General features: G+C 73.0%; 18 protein-coding genes. 7 read left to right on the top strand and 11 right to left on the bottom strand.

Annotation, left to right across the window (positions count from 1 at the left end):
• The first annotated feature begins 76 nt into the window (after positions 1–76).
• A complete protein-coding gene (locus ACFY7E_RS02950; RefSeq protein WP_389480023.1) occupies positions 77–1,327 on the top strand; it encodes an HNH endonuclease signature motif containing protein in 1,251 nt (416 codons plus the stop codon).
• Between the two features lie 12 nt (positions 1,328–1,339).
• On the opposite strand, the gene ACFY7E_RS02945 is transcribed toward ACFY7E_RS02950, so the two are convergent.
• Both ACFY7E_RS02945 and ACFY7E_RS02940 read right to left on the bottom strand, forming a co-directional pair.
• Entirely contained in the window at positions 1,340–1,690 is a 351-nt protein-coding gene (locus ACFY7E_RS02945) for a DUF1330 domain-containing protein (protein ID WP_383446202.1), read from the bottom strand.
• Positions 1,691–1,760: 70 nt separating this feature from the next.
• The gene (locus ACFY7E_RS02940; RefSeq protein WP_383446204.1) at positions 1,761–2,813 is read right to left on the bottom strand and encodes an NAD(P)-dependent alcohol dehydrogenase; all 1,053 of its coding nucleotides are present in this window, start codon (positions 2,811–2,813) and stop codon (positions 1,761–1,763) included.
• A 129-nt stretch (positions 2,814–2,942) separates the two neighbouring features.
• Between ACFY7E_RS02940 and ACFY7E_RS02935 the strand changes: the two genes are divergently transcribed.
• Positions 2,943–3,806 carry a helix-turn-helix domain-containing protein gene (locus ACFY7E_RS02935; RefSeq protein ID WP_383446206.1) on the top strand — a complete coding sequence of 288 codons (864 nt, stop codon included), beginning with the start codon at positions 2,943–2,945 and terminating at the stop codon, positions 3,804–3,806.
• A gap of 69 nt (positions 3,807–3,875) precedes the next feature.
• On the opposite strand, the gene ACFY7E_RS02930 is transcribed toward ACFY7E_RS02935, so the two are convergent.
• Together ACFY7E_RS02930 and ACFY7E_RS02925 are read right to left on the bottom strand one after the other, a co-directional pair.
• Positions 3,876–5,147, bottom strand: a complete 1,272-nt coding sequence (locus ACFY7E_RS02930) for an Ig-like domain-containing protein (protein WP_389480020.1) — start codon at positions 5,145–5,147, stop codon at positions 3,876–3,878.
• A 192-nt stretch (positions 5,148–5,339) separates the two neighbouring features.
• Positions 5,340–5,681, bottom strand: a complete 342-nt coding sequence (locus tag ACFY7E_RS02925) for a hypothetical protein (protein ID WP_389480017.1) — start codon at positions 5,679–5,681, stop codon at positions 5,340–5,342.
• Positions 5,682–5,792: 111 nt separating this feature from the next.
• Between ACFY7E_RS02925 and ACFY7E_RS02920 the strand changes: the two genes are divergently transcribed.
• A complete protein-coding gene (locus ACFY7E_RS02920; RefSeq protein ID WP_389480014.1) occupies positions 5,793–6,065 on the top strand; it encodes a hypothetical protein in 273 nt (90 codons plus the stop codon).
• Positions 6,066–6,158: 93 nt separating this feature from the next.
• On the opposite strand, the gene hutH is transcribed toward ACFY7E_RS02920, so the two are convergent.
• The 6 genes from hutH to ACFY7E_RS02890 all read right to left on the bottom strand — a co-directional run bounded on the left by hutH (position 6,159) and on the right by ACFY7E_RS02890 (position 12,850).
• Positions 6,159–7,700 (bottom strand): histidine ammonia-lyase, encoded by a 1,542-nt coding sequence (gene hutH, locus ACFY7E_RS02915; protein ID WP_389481017.1) that lies wholly within the window; start codon positions 7,698–7,700, stop codon positions 6,159–6,161.
• A gap of 54 nt (positions 7,701–7,754) precedes the next feature.
• Positions 7,755–8,252 carry a hypothetical protein gene (locus tag ACFY7E_RS02910; protein WP_389480010.1) on the bottom strand — a complete coding sequence of 166 codons (498 nt, stop codon included), beginning with the start codon at positions 8,250–8,252 and terminating at the stop codon, positions 7,755–7,757.
• Between the two features lie 78 nt (positions 8,253–8,330).
• The gene (locus tag ACFY7E_RS02905) at positions 8,331–9,605 is read right to left on the bottom strand and encodes a diguanylate cyclase domain-containing protein (protein ID WP_389480008.1); all 1,275 of its coding nucleotides are present in this window, start codon (positions 9,603–9,605) and stop codon (positions 8,331–8,333) included.
• Positions 9,606–9,695: 90 nt separating this feature from the next.
• Positions 9,696–10,484 carry an enoyl-CoA hydratase/isomerase family protein gene (locus ACFY7E_RS02900; protein ID WP_389480006.1) on the bottom strand — a complete coding sequence of 263 codons (789 nt, stop codon included), beginning with the start codon at positions 10,482–10,484 and terminating at the stop codon, positions 9,696–9,698.
• Positions 10,485–10,553: 69 nt separating this feature from the next.
• The gene (locus ACFY7E_RS02895) at positions 10,554–11,693 is read right to left on the bottom strand and encodes an adenylate/guanylate cyclase domain-containing protein (RefSeq protein WP_389480003.1); all 1,140 of its coding nucleotides are present in this window, start codon (positions 11,691–11,693) and stop codon (positions 10,554–10,556) included.
• Between the two features lie 302 nt (positions 11,694–11,995).
• Positions 11,996–12,850, bottom strand: a complete 855-nt coding sequence (locus ACFY7E_RS02890; protein ID WP_389480000.1) for a biotin--[acetyl-CoA-carboxylase] ligase — start codon at positions 12,848–12,850, stop codon at positions 11,996–11,998.
• 134 nt (positions 12,851–12,984) lie between these two features.
• Here ACFY7E_RS02890 and ACFY7E_RS02885 point away from each other — a divergent pair, with 134 nt between their 5' ends.
• The 4 genes from ACFY7E_RS02885 to ACFY7E_RS02870 all read left to right on the top strand — a co-directional run bounded on the left by ACFY7E_RS02885 (position 12,985) and on the right by ACFY7E_RS02870 (position 15,810).
• A complete protein-coding gene (locus tag ACFY7E_RS02885; RefSeq protein ID WP_389479997.1) occupies positions 12,985–14,577 on the top strand; it encodes an acyl-CoA carboxylase subunit beta in 1,593 nt (530 codons plus the stop codon).
• A gap of 29 nt (positions 14,578–14,606) precedes the next feature.
• The gene (locus ACFY7E_RS02880) at positions 14,607–14,819 is read left to right on the top strand and encodes an acyl-CoA carboxylase subunit epsilon (RefSeq protein ID WP_125665853.1); all 213 of its coding nucleotides are present in this window, start codon (positions 14,607–14,609) and stop codon (positions 14,817–14,819) included.
• Between the two features lie 158 nt (positions 14,820–14,977).
• Positions 14,978–15,106 carry a morphogenic membrane protein MmpB gene (gene mmpB, locus ACFY7E_RS02875; RefSeq protein WP_389479994.1) on the top strand — a complete coding sequence of 43 codons (129 nt, stop codon included), beginning with the start codon at positions 14,978–14,980 and terminating at the stop codon, positions 15,104–15,106.
• Positions 15,107–15,204: 98 nt separating this feature from the next.
• The gene (locus tag ACFY7E_RS02870; protein WP_389479991.1) at positions 15,205–15,810 is read left to right on the top strand and encodes a nucleoside triphosphate pyrophosphatase; all 606 of its coding nucleotides are present in this window, start codon (positions 15,205–15,207) and stop codon (positions 15,808–15,810) included.
• A 14-nt stretch (positions 15,811–15,824) separates the two neighbouring features.
• On the opposite strand, the gene ACFY7E_RS02865 is transcribed toward ACFY7E_RS02870, so the two are convergent.
• A complete protein-coding gene (locus ACFY7E_RS02865) occupies positions 15,825–16,232 on the bottom strand; it encodes a hypothetical protein (protein ID WP_389479988.1) in 408 nt (135 codons plus the stop codon).
• Positions 16,233–16,524 lie beyond the last annotated feature (292 nt).

Raw genomic sequence — 16,524 nt, 5'->3', positions numbered from 1 at the left:
CGCGGAGGATTGCACCCTGACCGGTGACGCCGGACCGCCGTCCTGCCGCGACGCGCCCTCGGCCACCGTCTGGGGCGTGACTCTGGCCGACATAGGTGCCGCGCAGGTGACGCGGGCCATCGAGGAGTTCGACCGCCTCGGGCGACGGGCGTTTCTGGAGCTGTACGGGTTCGGGCCGTCGCGGACGTACCGACTGGTGGTCGACGGGCGGTCCTACGACTCGAAGGCGGTCGTGGGGGCGGCCCACGGGTTCCTCCCGGGGCTGCGGCCGCTGAAGCCCTCGGAGTTCTCCGGCGGCCTCGACCACGCGGTGAAGGTGCTGACGGACCTGGGCTTCCGGGTGGAGCGCTCGTCGGCCGTCGGCCCCGGCATCGACGCCGAGCAGCTCGTGGAGCGGATCGCGAAGCTGCGGGTCGCCACGACGGCCGGCGGCCCCCGGCTCCACCAGCCGATCACCCTCCTGTGGGCGATCGGGCGCGCCCTGCGCGGTGAGTCGCGGCTGCTCTCCTGGGAGGAGACGGCCGCCGCCCTGCGGGAGCTGCTCACGTCCCACGGACTGCGCGGCGAGCGGCCGCGCCCGGACTATCCCGTCCTGGCGCTCCATCGTGCCGGTCTGTGGTCCCTGGAGGAGCACACGGGCGAGGTCCCGTCCGCGCACGGCGACGCGGCCCTGCTTCGGTGGTTCGCGGAGCAGCGGCCCACGGGCGGCCTGGCCGAACCGGTGCACGCGCTGGTCGCCGCGTCGGGGCAGGCGCGGGTCGCCGTGATCGAGGCGATCGTCGACCGGTTCTTCGACGGCGTCGACGAGGTCCCCCTGCTGACGGAGGTCGGGCTCTACGAGGACTCGGTAGCCGACGACGCGGACCACGGCGGTCCGCTCACCGGCGATCCCGCCCTCGACGCCGACGACGGCCCCGTGGACCCGGTGGTCACCGCCGCGCGGTACGAGAAGTGGTGCGCGGCGGTCGAGCGGCGGGAGGCCCGGGAGGGCCTGCGGGACGGGGTGCGGTATCGCGAGCGGACCGTGCGGGACCCCGTCCGGTCGGGTCTGGCGCGCCAGGCCGTGCTGGCGCGCTGCGACGGCCGGTGCGAGAACCCCGGGTGCCAGGGGCAGCCGGACGACGTGACCGACCGGCGGAAACCCCTCCTGGAGGTCGACCACGTGGTGGAGCTGGCGGCGGGCGGCCGCGACCACCCGAGCCGGATGGTCGCGCTGTGCCCCAACTGCCACGCGGTGAAGACGCGCGGCCGGAGCCGCGAGCGGTTGCGCGAGGTCCTGCTGGAGGTGGCTCTGGAACGGCACCTGCGGGGCCCGGGCCCCGCGTAGCCGCCGCCCCGGTCACCCCGTCGCCGCCGCCCTCAGCGCGGCCGCCGTCGTCGCCGGGTCGTAGCCCTCCGGGACCCCGTCGATCAGGAGGACGTCGCCGGCCATGTGGCGGGTGCGGAGGGGGATCAGGGCCTGGTAGGGGTCGGAGGCGTACCAGGCGCGGGCGTGCTCGTAGGTCGGGAAGGCGATGATCACGAGGGCGCCGGGCCAGGTGCCCTCCGGGACCTCGCGGGCGGGGGCGCCGTGGACGAGGAAGCGGCCGCCGTAGGGGTCCAGGGTGGCCTGGACGCGCTCCATGTAGGTGAAGACCTCCTCGTCGAGGACGGGCTTCGGGTGCAGGTTTCCGAGGGCGTACGCGGTCATGGGGACAGCGTGCCGGGGCGTGCCGTACGGGTCGATTACCCCGGACGTCATGCCCCGGCCCCGGTGACCGTCAGATGGTCGACGTGTCGATCACGAAGCGGTAGCGGACGTCGCTGGCGATCACGCGCTCGTACGCCTCGTTGATCCGGTCCGCGGGGATCACCTCGATCTCCGCGCCCAGGCCGTGCGCGGCGCAGAAGTCGAGCATCTCCTGCGTCTCGGCGATGGAGCCGATCATCGAGCCGGCGAGGGTCTTGCGGCCGCCGATCAGGGAGAACAGGCTGACCTTGACCGGCTCCTCGGGCGCGCCCACGTTCACCAGGGCGCCGTCCGTGCGCACCAGGCTCAGGTAGGCGTCGAAGTCCAGCGGCGCGGAGACGGTGGAGATCACCAGGTCGAAGGTGCCGGCGAGCGCGGTGAAGGTCTCCGGGTCGCTCGTCGCGTGGTAGTGGTCGGCGCCCAGCCTCAGGGCGTCCTCCCGCTTCTTCTCGGACTGGCTGAGGACGGTCACCTCGGCGCCGAGCGCGTGGGCGATCTTGACGCCCATGTGGCCGAGGCCGCCGAGGCCGACGATCGCGACCTTCTTGCCGGGGCCGGCCTGCCAGTGGGCGAGCGGCGAGTAGAGGGTGATGCCGGCGCAGAGCAGCGGGGCGGCCTCGTCGAGGCCGACGCCCTCGGGGATGCGCAGGGTGTAGTTCTCGTCGACGACGATGTGGGTGGAGTAGCCGCCGTAGGTCGGCTCGCCGTCCTTGTCGAGGGCGTTGTACGTGCCGGTGCCGCCGGTGACGCAGTACTGCTCCAGGCCCTGGCGGCAGTACGCGCACTCCCGGCAGGAGTCGACGAAGCAGCCGACGCCGACGCGGTCGCCGACCTCGAACTTCGTCACGCCGGGGCCGGTCGCGGCGACGACGCCGGCGATCTCGTGGCCGGGGACCATCGGGTAGATGCCCTCGCCCCAGCCGTCGCGCGCCTGGTGGATGTCGGAGTGGCAGATGCCGGCGTACTTGATCTCGATGAGGACGTCGTGCTCGCCGACGGGGCGGCGCGGCACGGTGGTGCGCTCCAGCGGGGCGTTGGCGGCGGGCGCGGCGTAGGCGGGGACGGTGGTCACGTTCGTGGTCATGGCTCCGAGCCTGCCCGGGAACGCCGGTTCCACCCAGACACCTGTTCTACCTACGACCGGTGTGCCTACCACTGGCAGGGTCAGGATCGTACGTCCGCGGGTCCGGTCCGGCGGCGATAATGGGGTCGTATGGACCCCAGTGCCGAACTCAGTGAATTCCTGCGCTCCCGCAGGGCCCGGCTGAAGCCGCAGGACGTGGGGCTGCCCGAGTTCGGGCGGCACCGGCGGGTGCCGGGACTGCGCCGCGAGGAGCTGGCGCAGCTGGCCGGGGTCTCGGTGGCGTACTACACCCGGCTCGAACAGGGCAACGGCCGCAACGTGTCCATGGAGGTCCTGGACTCGATCGCGCGGGCGCTGCGGCTGAGCGACACCGAGCGGGCGCATCTGACGCACCTGGCGAAGCCGACGGTGAAGAAGCGGCAGCGGGCGGCGATCTCCCGTCCGCAGCAGGTGCGGCCTGGGCTCTCGTACCTGCTGGACTCGATGGACGGGGTGCCCGCCGTCGTCGTGGGGCGCCGGCTCGACCTGCTCGCCTGGAACCGGATGGCGCGGGCGCTGCTCGGCGACTTCACCACCTGGGAGCCGCACGAGCGGAACATGGCCCGGATGGTCTTCCTCGACCCCAACGCGCGCTCGCTCTACCTCGACTGGGAGTGCAAGGCGACCGAGGTGGTGAGCGTGCTGCGGCTGTACGCGGGGTGCTATCCGGACGATCCGCAGCTGCTCGCGCTCGTGGGCGAGCTGTCGGTGCGCAGCGAGGAGTTCCGCTCGCTGTGGGCGGCGCACACGGTGGCGGACAAGGGGCACGGCACGAAGCGGATGCGGCATCCGCTGGTGGGCGAGATGACGCTGTCGTACGAGACGCTGAAGGTGTCGGGCGACGATCCGGACCTGGTGCTCGTGACGTACCACGCGGAGCCGGGCACGCCCTCGGCGGAGGCGCTGCGGCTGCTCGCGCAGTGGGGCGTGGACGAGGCCGTGGACGTGCGGTAGGACGCGGTCCGGGAAGCGCGAAGGGCCCCCTCCCGGTGGAGGGGGCCCTTCGGACGCGTGCGGGAGGGGTCAGGCCGCCGAGCCGGCCTTCCACTCCGACCAGCTCATGTTCCAGCCGTTGAGGCCGTTGTCGGGGGCGATCGTCTTGTCCTTGGAGTTCTTGACGATCACGACGTCGCCGATGAGCGAGTGGTCGTAGAACCAGGCGGCCTGCTGGTTCGGGTCGCCGGCGCCCTTGGCGTCGTTGAGGCCCACGCAGCCGTGGCTGGTGTTGGAGGAGCCGAAGATCGAGTCCGGGCCCCAGTAGTTGCCGTGGATGAAGGTGCCCGAGCTGGACAGGCGCATGGCGTGCGGCACGTCCTTGATGTCGTACTCGCCCTTGCCGTCGTCGTCGGTGAAGCCGACGGTGGCGCCGTTCATCCGGGTCTCCTTGAACTTCTCGGAGATCACCATCTGACCGTTGTAGGTCGGGTTCTCCGGGGAGCCGGCGGAGATCGGGATGGTCTTGACCGTCTTGCCGTCCTGCTTGACCGTCATGGTCTTGGCGGCGACGTCGACGGTGGAGACCTGGTTGCGGCCGATCTTGAAGGTGACGGTCTTCTGCTGGACGCCGTAGACGCCGTCGGCGCCCTCGACGCCGTCGAGGTCCAGCTTCAGCGTGACGGTCGAGCCCTCGGTCCAGTAGGCGTCGGGGCGGAAGTCGAGGCGCTGGGTGCCGAACCAGTGCCCGACGACCTCCTGGCCGGAGCTGGAGGTGACGGTGATGCCGCCCTGGACGGCCTTCTTGTCGGTGATCGCCTTGTTGAAGTTGATGGAGACCGGCATGCCGACGCCGACGGTCGAGCCGTCCTCGGGCGTGAAGTTGCCGATGAAGCTGTTGGCCTGCGAGACGGTGGTGAAGGAGGAGTTCTCGTGGGCCACCAGGCCCTCCGCGTCCTCGGCGGTGGCGGTGATCCGGTAGACCGTGGCCCGCTTGAGCGCGACGGTCGGCTTCCAGCCCAGGCCGTCGGCCGCTATCTCGCCCTTGACCGTGTCGCCCTCGGCGGAGGTCATGACGACCTCGGTGAGCTTGCCGTCGGCGACGGTGACCTTGGCGTCGTTGTTGATGGAGGCGTTCTGGGCGCCGTTCTTCGGAAAGATGGTGATCCGCGCCTTCGAGGTCTTCTGCGCGGCCGCCTCGTCGACCTGCTCCTGCGACTGCGGGGTCGCGGTTCCGGAGGCGCCGCTGCCGCCCTTGTCGCCGTCGTCACACGCCGAGAGCACCAACACACCGCTGAGCAGGGCAGCCGCGGCGGCCAGGCTCCTGCGGCGCTTGCCGTCCGTCATCACACGCTTCTCCATCGTCGCCGATTCCCTGTGAACGCTTGCTTCCCTACCCATCACAACGCGTCCGGTTCGGGAACCGGACGTTTTGTGGGGAACACCACTGATCGACACGCGCCGGCGGGGCGTTCGGTTCCCGTCGCGCGCCCGATGGCGCGGAAAGGCCCCGGAACGGTGTCCCGGGGCCCGCGAGCAGGGAGGACACCGGCCTCACGGCTGGTCGTCGTCGTCTTCCTCCGCCCCATCTTCCTCTCCGAGGTCCCATTCCAGCGCATCGGGGTCGTAATCGACCTCCTCGCTGCTCCAGGATGCCTGGACCATCTCGATGCCGGGGACGTCGCGGATCAGGTCGAAGGGTTCGACGAGGTACGCGAGGGCCTCGGCGGCGTCCTCGCGCGCGGCGGCGCGGGCGTGCGTCCGCTCCTCCTCGGGCATGAACTCGTCGGCGCCGATCCGGGCCTCGGCGGCCTCGGCCAGTTCGGCCGGTCCGTCGATCTCCAGAACCACATCGACGCGAAGGCGCACATAGCGCGCGGTGTCGGAAGTACTCATGGTGCGGAGCGTAGAGGTCCGGAGGGACTCGGGTTTCCCGCGACCCGCTGAGTTCATTAGCATCTGCACGTCGATCAATTCGTGGTTTCCGCAAGGAGGATCGAAATCTCCGTGTCCGCCGCCCGACGCCTCCTGCTGACCGCCGCCGTCGCGGGAACGCTGCTGTGCGCCCTGTGGTTCGTGCCGTCCGCGAACGCCGCCGACCGGTGGGGCGGAGAGGTGCGGGTCGGGGTGAGCGGGGGCGGCACCGCCGGGAACGACGGGCGCCTCGCGGAGACCGGGGGCCGGGAGACGGTGCCGTACCTGCTCGGCGGGACGGCGTTCCTGGGCGTCGGCGCGAGCTTCGTGGTGCTCGCGATGCGCCGCCGGGGCCGGGCCTCCTGAACCGTCTTCTCCCGTCGCGCACTTACGGGTGAGGGCCCGTCCCCGCCGGAGCGCTCCGGCGGGGACGGGCCCTCGCCCGTCGTTCCGGCGTCCTTACGCCAGCGGGCCGGTGACCGGCTCCACGGCGGCGACCACCCCGCCCTCCCGTACGAAGGCGTCGGCGGCGGCCAGGTCGGGGGCGAGGAAGCGGTCCGGGCCGGGACCCTCGACGCCGGCCCCGCGCAGGGCGGTGATGACCGCCCGTGAGGCGGGGGCCGGGGTGAGGCCGGTGCGGAGTTCGACGCCCCGGGTGGCGGCGTACAGCTCGACGGCGATGATCCGGGTGAGGTTGCCGATAGCGGTGCGCAGCTTGCGGGCGGCGGACCAGCCCATGGAGACGTGGTCCTCCTGCATCGCGGAGGACGGGATGGAGTCGGCGGAGGCCGGGACGGCGAGCCGCTTCATCTCGCTGACCAGGGCGGCCTGCGTGTACTGGGCGATCATCAGGCCCGAGTCGACGCCGGCGTCGTCGGCGAGGAAGGGCGGCAGGCCGTGCGAGCGGTTCTTGTCGAGGAGCCGGTCGGTGCGGCGTTCGGCGATGGAGCCGAGGTCGGCGGCGGCGATCGCGAGGAAGTCGAGGACGTACGCGACGGGGGCGCCGTGGAAGTTGCCGTTGGAGCGCACCTCGCCGTTGGCCAGGACCACCGGGTTGTCGACGGCGGCGGCCAGTTCGCGCTCGGCGACGAGCCGGGCGTGGGCCAGGGTGTCGCGGCCGGCGCCGGCGACCTGCGGGGCGCAGCGGATCGAGTAGGCGTCCTGGACGCGGGGGGCCTCGCCGGCCTGGAAGTGGCCGGTGAGTCCGGAACCCTTGAGCACGGCCAGCATGTTGGCGGCGGAGGCGGCCTGGCCGGGGTGGGGGCGGATGGCGTGCAGCTCGGGTTCGAGGACCTTCTCGGTGCCGAGGAGGGCTTCGAGGGAGAGCGCGGCGGTGACGTCGGCCGACTTGTAGAGGGTGTCCAGGTCGGCGAGGGCCATGATCAGCATGCCGAGCATGCCGTCGGTGCCGTTGAGGAGGGCGAGGCCCTCCTTCTCCTTGAGTTCGACGGGCGCGATGCCGTGCTCGGCGAGCAGTTCGCCGGCGGGGCGGACCCGGCCGTCGGGGCCCTCGGCGTCGCCCTCGCCCATGAGGGCCAGGGCGCAGTGGGAGAGCGGGGCGAGGTCGCCGGAGCAGCCGAGGGAGCCGTACTCGTGCACGACCGGGGTGATGCCGGCGTTGAGGACGTCGGCCATGGTCCGCGCGACCTCGGGGCGGACGCCGGTGTGGCCGGAGGCGACGGTCTTCAGGCGCAGGAACATCAGGGCGCGCACGACCTCGCGCTCGACGCGGGGGCCCATGCCGGCGGCGTGCGAGCGCACGATGTTGCGCTGGAGCTGCGCCCGGAGCTCGTGGCCGATGTGGCGGGTGGCGAGGGCGCCGAAGCCGGTGGAGACCCCGTAGACGGGCTCGGGCTTGGCGGCGAGCGCGTCGATGACCTCCCGGGCGGCGGCGAGGGCCCGCACGGCCTCGGTCGACAGCTCGACGCGGGCGCCGTGGCGGGCGACGTCGACGACGTCCTGCGGGGTCGTGCCGGACGTGCCGAGGACGACTGTCTGCATATCCATATTCAGCACCCTACGGATTGAAGACCGACCTGTCACTAGGGGATTTCGTCACTGCCCCGACGGGGGGTTGTCCCTTACCGGGCCGTGCCCGGCTCCGCTCCCGCCACCGCGCCCGCCCCTGCCGAGGGAGCCCGTCGCGAGGGCGGTCAGGAGGGAGACGACGGCGGTCGCCGCCAGGCTGCCCACCATGACCGTGCCGACCCCGATCACGTAGAGGCCGCTGCCGTCGTCCGACCAGTCCCAAAAGGCCGCCGCGGTCAGCCCGGCCGTGGTGCCGAGCACCACGCCCGGGGCCTGCCCCCGGGCCGCCGCCCAGCACACGGGCACGCCGAGGGTGAGCACCAGGCCCACCACCTGCCAGGCCTCGTACGGGCCGCTCACCGATCCGTCGGGGTGCTGGTCGTAGTGCTGGTCCCAGCCCAGCCAGACGGCCCAGGCCCCGGCGGCGAGGAGGGCCGTCAGGAGGAGGACGACGAGCGCCCGCTGCGTCGGCCGCGTGTTCCGTCCGGAGCCCCGCTCCGCGTTCCGTTCCGTGTTCCGTTCCATGTGCCGAGTCTTCCGCCGTGCCCGCGGGCCCGGACAGCGCGCGCGTACTCATCTCCGGTGAGTACCCGGGGCCCGGCCTCACCGGTCCGCCGGCGGGGGCTCCTCGGGACGGAGGGCCGTCTCCGTGGGCGCCTCGCCCGGGGGCTCCACGGGCCACGCCGCGGGACCCGGGTCCGCCGGAGCGGGAGCCGGGCAGGGGTCCGGCGGCCCCGGCTCCGCCGCGCCCGGGGCCGGCGGCTCCACCGTCGGCGCGTCGCGGAAGCGGCGGCGGTCGCGGGCCCCCGGCGGCGCGTCCGCGAGCCGGACGACCGTGCCGTCGCGCCCCGCCACCACGGGCTTCGCCGAGCGGCCGGCCTTGGCCCGGTACTGGGCGGCGTCCGCGAGCCGGAAGAGGCGGCGGGCCGACTTGAGGGGCCCGATGGGGTCGCCCGTGGACGCCACCCCGCAGGCCACGCCCTCCCCCAGCTCCAGCTCCGCCGCCCGTACGCACAGCTCCTCGGCGACCGCGACCACCTCGTCCGCCGCCGGGCCGACCGTCAGGAGGCAGAACTCGTCGCCCCCCAGACGGGCGGCGAGGGCGCCGGGGAGGCGGGCGCCGCACCGGGAGAGGACGGAGCCGAAGCGTTCGAGGAGACGGTCGCCGACCGCGTGGCCGTGGGTGTCGTTGACCCGCTTGAGGCCGTTGAGGTCGCAGACCACCAGGCTCACCACGGAGCCCTCCGTCCGGTGGCGCTCGATGGCCTCGTCCAGCCGGGTGTCGACCGCCCGCCGGTTGGCCAGGCCGGTCAGGGGGTCGGTGAAGGCGAGCCTGCGGACCTCCTCCAGGCGCTCGGCCTGGGCGATGCCCGCCGCGACGACCGCGGCGAGCACGGTCGCGAAGCTCGCGTCCGCACTGGTGAAAGGTTTCGCCTCGGGCGGCCGGGCCACGTACAGCTCGCCCCAGGCCCGCCCGTGGAGCACGATCGGGGCGACCACGCAGCAGCCGCGCCCGCGCCGCCGCAGCCCGGTGACCCGGCCGGTCGGGGCGGGGTCGGCGGCGGTCTCCACCCAGGCGTCCGGCTCGCCGCCGCCCGCCCACCGCTCGTGCAGGAACTCGGTGATCTCGGGGAACTGGTGGACCGGATACGTCTCCGCGTCGGGGAACTCCTCCTCCCCCACGGCCCGCTCCCCGGCGTTCACCAGGACCTTGAGCCGTCCGTGGTCCCGCTCCCAGACGGAGAGGGCGGCGAAGCTCCCGTCGAGCCCGTCGCGGGCCCCGAGCGCAGCCGCCCGCCAGAACTCCCGTGGAGTGTGCGCCGCCGCCATCCTCTGCGCCAGCGCCACTACGGCCCGCAGCCGCCCGTCCTCACCCATTCCTCCAGCTTAGGGAGGTTTGATCTGTTTTCCCCTCCAGGACGTCACCGTAAGTGATATTTAATAGAAAATCGGAAGATCTGAGGAGGGTCACTCCCCCGGCCACTCCGGCTTCCGCTTCTCGTTGAAGGCCGCCACGCCCTCGGCCCGGTCGCCCGAGAAGGCCACCGAGCGCCAGGCCGCGTCCTCGACCTCCAGGCCGGCCCGCAGGTCCAGGCCCTGGCCGAGCCGCATGGCCCTCTTCGCGGCGCGCAGACCCACCGGGGAGTTGGCCGCGATCCGCCCGGCGAGCTCCAGGGCGCCCGTGCGGGCGTCCTCCGCGAGCAGGTCCACCAGACCGAGCTCGCGGGCCTCGGCCGCCTCCACCCGGCGGGCCGTGAAGACCAGCTCGGCGGCGCGCGCCGCGCCCACCCGGCGCGGCAGCAGCTGCGTACCGCCGCCGCCGGGGATGACGCCCACGGAGACCTCGGGCAGGCCCACGACGGCGGTCGCGTCGGCGACGATCACGTCGCAGGCGAGCGCCAGCTCGAAGCCGCCGCCGAGGGCGAAGCCGTGCACGGCGGCGACGGTCGGCATGGGCAGCTCCAGGACGCCGGTGTAGGCGGCGCGGGCGGTCGGGCGCTGGCGGACCAGCTCGGCGTCGGTGAAGGAGTTGCGCTCCTTGAGGTCGGCGCCGACGCAGAAGGCGCGGTCGTTCGAGGAGGTGAGGACGGTGACGCGGACGGCGGCGTCGGCGGCGAGCGCGTCGCAGGCGGCCGCGAGGGAGCGGGCCATCTCGGAGGAGACGGCGTTCATCGCCCTGGGCCGGTCGAGGACCAGCTCCGCGACGTGCCCCTCCCGCCGGACCACCACGAACTCACCGAAACGCTGCTCGGACATGACCGCACACCCTCCCACCAGCCGGCTCCGCCCGTTAACGGCTGTTAACCGGCGTTCACGGAGGAGATCCTAGGACGGACGGCGGCCCAGGAGCCAGGGCTCGATGACGCCGAGGCCGCGGACCGGGCGCTGCCACATCGGCTGGAGCGCGAAGCGGTACGCGGCGGGCGTGCGGCCCTCCTTCTCGGCGCGGGCCGCCTCCTCGGCCGCCTCCGCCTCCGAGACGGGCGCCTCGCCGGTCCTGGTCAGCTCCTTCGCGAAGGCGCTGTCGACCAGGACGGCGTCCTTCGGGGCTATCGAGGTGAGCCGGCTGGCGAGGTTCACGGTGGTGCCGAAGACGTCGCCCATCCGGGTCGTCACGGTGCCGAAGGCGATGCCGACGCGCAGCGCGGGCATCGTCTCGTCGTGGCCGAGGGTCTCGATCAGGCGGAGCGCGATCTCGGCGGCGATCCCGGCGTCGTCCGCCGCGTAGAGCACCTCGTCGCCGAGGGTCTTGATGAGTCGGCCGCCGTGCGCGGCGACGAGGTCGGCGCAGGTGGTCTCGAAGGCCTCGACCAGCTCGCCGAGCTCCTCCTCCTCCAGGCGGCGGGTGAGCCGGGTGAAGCCGACCAGGTCCGCGAAGCCGACGGCGAGCCGCCGGTCCACCATCTCCTCGTCGTCGGCGGCCTGCACGACCCGGCCGGTGGCGGCGGCGAGCTGCCGGCGCCACACGTAGATCAGGAACTCCTCCAGCTCGGGCAGGAGCAGCTCGACCAGGGGGTACGTGACCTCGGTGCGGGTCATGCCGGGCTCGGGCGGCTCGGTGAGGCCCTCCAGGAAGGAGTCGATCTGCCACTCGGCGAGCCGGGCGGTGGTCTGCCCGGTGGAACGGGCGACCTGCACGGCCATCGGCTCGCTGAGCAGCCCGGCCTCGACGAGGCCCGCGAGCCGCCGCAGGGCGAGCACGTCGGCCTCGGTGAGCGCCTTGGCCTGCCCGATGTCCGCGAAGCCCATGGCGCGCCAGAAGCGGGAGGCCAGCTCCATGGAGACGCCTGCCGTGCGGGCGGCCTGGAAGGGGGTGTAGCGGCGGTCCGCGCCGAGGATGAGCTGTTCGAGGCGGATGGCGAGGGGGTCGTCGGTCGGCTCGACCGTGTGGTCGACCTCGTGATGGGGGGTGGGGTACGTGGGCGGCTCGGGCGTGCCGCCCGAGTTCTCGTCGTCGACGGTCACCGGCCGCCTCCTGCCCGTTCCCTGCCCACTTGCCCTGCCGATCTGTCGCCTGGATCGCGCTCCACGATACGACAGGTGTGGAATGGCTCACGCCCGAACGGCGAGCCGTTCCGTCCCCCGGCCGAAGCCGGGACGGTCCCGCGACCGGGACCGGAACCGCACCGCGACCGGGACCGGAGCCGCGCCGCGACCGGCCCCGGGCCTTTCCTCGACCGGCCCCGGGCCGTACCGGAACCGGCCCCGGGCCTTCCTCCACCGGCCCCGGGCCGTCCCGGAACCGCCCCCTCGCTCCGAGGAGCCCGTCAGACGTCCGGTGTCCGCACGTGGACGATGTCGCCCGCGCCCACCGCCTCCGTGCCGCCGCCCTCCGTGGCCACCACGAGGCGTCCGTCGCCGTCCAGGGCGATCGCCTCGCCCTCCAGGGTCCGCTCGCCGGGCAGCTCGGCCCTGACCCGGCGGCCGAGGGTCGCGCAGCCGGCCGCGTACGCCTCCTGGAGCCCGCAGGCGGCGGGGTCGCCGTCGGCCCGCGTCCACTCCCCGTACCACCGTTCGAGTGAGCGCAGGACGGCCCGCAGGAGGGTGTCGCGGTCGGTGGAGACCGCGTCGGCGAGGAGGAGGGACCCGGCGCCGGGGACGGGGAGTTCGTCCTCGCGGAGGGTGACATTGAGGCCGAGGCCGACGACGACGCCGTCCGCGCCCGCGCGCTCGGCGAGGATGCCGCCGGTCTTGCGCTCCTCGCCCTGGACGGAAACCAGGAGGTCGTTGGGCCATTTGAGGGACATGTCGACCCCGGCGGCCTTCGCGAGGCCGGTCGCCGCCGCCACGCCGGTGAGCAGCGGGAGCCAGCCCCAGCGGTGAGCCGGAACGTCCGGCTTGAGCAGCACGGAGACGAAGATCCCCGAGCGGGCGGGCGCGCTCCAGGTGCGGTCGAGGCGGCCCCGGCCCGAGGTCTGCTCCTCGGCGACGAGCACCGCGCCCTCGGGCAGGTCGCCGACCCGGGCGGCGAGGTCGGTGTTGGTGGATCCCGTGGTGGGGACCACGTCGAGCGAGGTCCACAGTCCGTCGGGGAGGACGAGCGCGCGGCGCAGGGCCGTCTCGTTGAGCGGGGGCCGGTCGAGGTCGGACCAGCGTCCGCCGGAGCCTTGGGAGGACGTCATGCAAGCCAGAGTAGGTGTGGCAAAGACCGCAGTGCCGAACCGTATCGGCGTGGATACGCTACGGGTCAGTAGGGCAGCAGTAGCCCATTCGCAGTCAACGAACCCCCCGTGACCAGGCAGGGAGCCGCATCCCGATGTCCGAGCCGGCAGAGCAGCACGAGATCGACATTCACACGACCGCGGGCAAGATCGCGGACCTCAGGCGCCGTATCGACGAGGCCACCCACGCCGGCTCGGAGCGCGCGGTGGAGAAGCAGCACGCGAAGGGGAAGCTGACCGCGCGCGAGCGGATCGACCTCCTCCTCGACGAGGGGTCCTTCGTCGAGCTGGACGAGTTCGCCCGGCACCGCTCCACCAACTTCGGCCTGGAGAAGAACCGTCCGTACGGCGACGGCGTCGTCACCGGCTACGGCACGGTCGACGGGCGCCCGGTGGCCGTGTTCTCGCAGGACTTCACGGTCTTCGGCGGGGCGCTCGGCGAGACGTACGGCCAGAAGATCATCAAGGTGATGGACTTCGCGCTGAAGACCGGCTGCCCGGTCGTCGGCATCAACGACTCCGGCGGCGCCCGCATCCAGGAGGGCGTGAGCGCGCTCGGCATGTACGGCGAGATCTTCCGCCGCAACACCCACGCCTCCGGCGTGATCCCGCAGATCTCGCTGGTCGTCGGCCCGTGCGCGGGCGGCGCGGTGTACTCGCCGGCGATCACCGACTTCACGGTGATGGTGGACCAGACCTCGCACATGTTCATCACGGGCCCCGACGTCATCAAGACGGTGACCGGCGAGGACGTGGGCTTCGAGGAGCTGGGCGGCGCCCGGACGCACAACGCGACCTCGGGCGTGGCGCACCACATGGCGGGGGACGAGAAGGACGCCGTCGAGTACGTGAAGTCCCTGCTCTCCTACCTCCCTTCGAACAACCTGTCGGAGCCGCCGTCCTTCCCGGAGCCCGCGGACACCGAGGTGTCGGACGAGGACCGCGAGCTGGACGTGCTGATCCCGGACTCGGCGAACCAGCCGTACGACATGCACAGGGTCATCGAGCACGTCCTGGACGACGGCGAGTTCCTGGAGACGCAGGCGCTGTTCGCACCGAACATCCTGACCGGCTTCGGCCGGGTCGAGGGCTTCCCGGTCGGCGTGGTCGCCAACCAGCCGATGCAGTTCGCCGGCTGCCTGGACATCGACGCCTCCGAGAAGGCCGCGCGCTTCGTGCGCACCTGCGACGCCTTCAACATCCCGGTCCTGACCTTCGTGGACGTGCCGGGCTTCCTGCCGGGCGTGGACCAGGAGTACGGCGGCATCATCCGGCGCGGCGCGAAGCTGATCTACGCGTACGCGGAGGCCACCGTCCCGCTGATCACGGTCATCACCCGCAAGGCCTTCGGCGGCGCGTACGACGTCATGGGCTCCAAGCACCTGGGCGCGGACCTGAACCTGGCGTGGCCGACGGCGCAGATCGCGGTCATGGGCGCGCAGGGCGCGGTCAACATCCTGCACCGCCGCACGATCGCGGAGGCCGAGGACGTGGAGGGCACGCGCGCGCGGCTGATCCAGGAGTACGAGGACGCCCTGCTCAACCCGTACACGGCGGCCGAGCGCGGGTACGTCGACGGCGTGATCCTGCCGTCCGACACGCGCCCGCAGATCGTCAAGGGCCTGCGTCAGCTCCGTACGAAGCGGGAATCCCTGCCTCCGAAGAAGCACGGCAACATCCCGCTCTAGCCGCCCTTCCGGACCCCCAGGGAGCCGCCATGATCAAGGTCGTACGAGGAAACCCGACCCCCGAGGAGTTGGCCGCCGCACTGGCGGTGGTTCAGGCCCGGGCCGCGGCCACGGCGGCGGCGTCCGCCGAGGGCGGCGGCCCGGCGGTACCGGAGGGGTGGTCGGACCCCTCCCGTATCGCGCGGGCCGTACGGCAGCGTCCGGGTCCGCGGGCCTGGGCGAGGTCGTACTGGCCCGTCTAGACGTCGGGGCCGGAGGGCCGGACCCCTTGTGCGGGGGGTCCGGCCCTTCGCGCGCGTACCCCCGTCCTCCGGCCCTCCGCGCGTGTGTCCGGGGACACCGGCCGGTTGAGTATCCGTACTCAGGCGCCGCGCCCCTCCCCGGCCGCAGGATCGGGGGCATGCTGTGGTCCGACCCGAAGAACCAGCCGCCCGAGTTCATGCGCGAGATGCAGGCGATGCTCCGCCGCGCGGGCGTGCTCCTCGCGCTCGCGATGGTGGTGGCGATGTTCGCGGCCGGCGTGCGCTGAGCCCCGCGCGCGTGCTTCCGGCGGGTCGGACCCGGGCACGCGCGCGTACCCCGGCCGTCCGGTGGGTCCGGGTCCTCCGTACTGGCTACGCTGCCCCCATGACTGCTGATCCGCGCCGTGTCGTGCTCGCCTCCGCCTCCCCCGCCCGGCTCGGTCTGCTCCGGCAGGCCGGACTCGCCCCCGAGGTGATCGTGAGCGGCGTCGACGAGGACAAGGTCCACGCCCCGACCCCGGCCGAGCTCGCGCTCGTCCTCGCGGAGGCGAAGGCCGCCCATGTGGCCGCCCGGCCCGAGGTGTTCGGCGCGCTGGTCATCGGCTGCGACTCGGTCCTGGAGCTGGACGGGAAGGCGCTGGGCAAGCCGGCCGACGCGGAGGAGGCCGTCGCCCGCTGGAAGGCGATGCGGGGCAGGGTGGGCATCCTCCAGACGGGCCACTGCGTGTACGACACGGCCGCCGAGCGCCACGAGTCGGCGACCGCCTCCACCGTGGTCCGCTTCGGCGAGCCGTCGGACGAGGAGGTGGCGGCGTACGTGGCGAGCGGCGAACCGCTGCACGTGGCGGGCGCGTTCACCCTGGACGGGCGCTCGGCGCCGTTCATCGACGGCATCGACGGCGACCCGGGCAACGTGATCGGCCTGTCCCTGCCGCTGCTGCGCCGGCTGCTGCGCAAGCTGGACGTGGAGATCACGGACCTCTGGGCCTGAGCCCCGGGCCCGTCCTACGCGGGGGCCGGCGCCTCCTCCGTGACCGGCCGCCCGGCCCCCTTCCCGTACGCCACCAGGGTGAGGACGACCAGGCCGAGCACCACCATGAGGAAGGCGAAGGCCTCCCAGCCGAGGAGGCCGACGGCGACCGCGCCGAGGACGCCGTGCACGACCGCGCAGCCGATGAGCAGGCCCCGGCCGAGGCGGCCCGGGTGGCGGTCGCGGAGGCCCGCGAGGAGGGCGACGAGGGCGCAGAGGACGAGGGCGGCGCCGGAGACGTAGCCGAGGACCCGGGTGCCGGTGGCCATCCCGTCCGGGTCCATGCCGTCGAGGGACATCGACTGCGCCTCCACGAAGCGCGCCATGACGGTGTTGACGGCGACGATGCCGGGCGCTTCGAGGAGGAGCACGGCCCCCGTCACGAGAGCTATCGGTCTGCGGGCCACCTCGGCCACCCCCTGGATTCGCCTGTTACCGACAGTACGATCGACAGCGGGCAGGCTACTGGCCGGTAAACACCCGGACAAGAGGTCGCGCACGCCGGGACACGACGGAGCGTGCGGCAAAGAATCGCCGGGCCGTTCGTAGAGACCCGACAAAGAAACCCGAACGGCAACTGGCCCCGTGAACAGAGACCTGCGCCACACCTCGGAGCTACTGTGCCGTAAAGGAACCCTGCGTACCGTGGTGCGACAAGGGAATTCACGATCCGAG

The sequence above is a fragment of the Streptomyces sp. NPDC012825 genome, from assembly GCF_042900925.1.
Lineage (GTDB): Bacteria > Actinomycetota > Actinomycetes > Streptomycetales > Streptomycetaceae > Streptomyces.
Note: the sequence above shows the minus strand (reverse complement) of the source record. Positions and strands in the feature narration are given on the sequence as shown.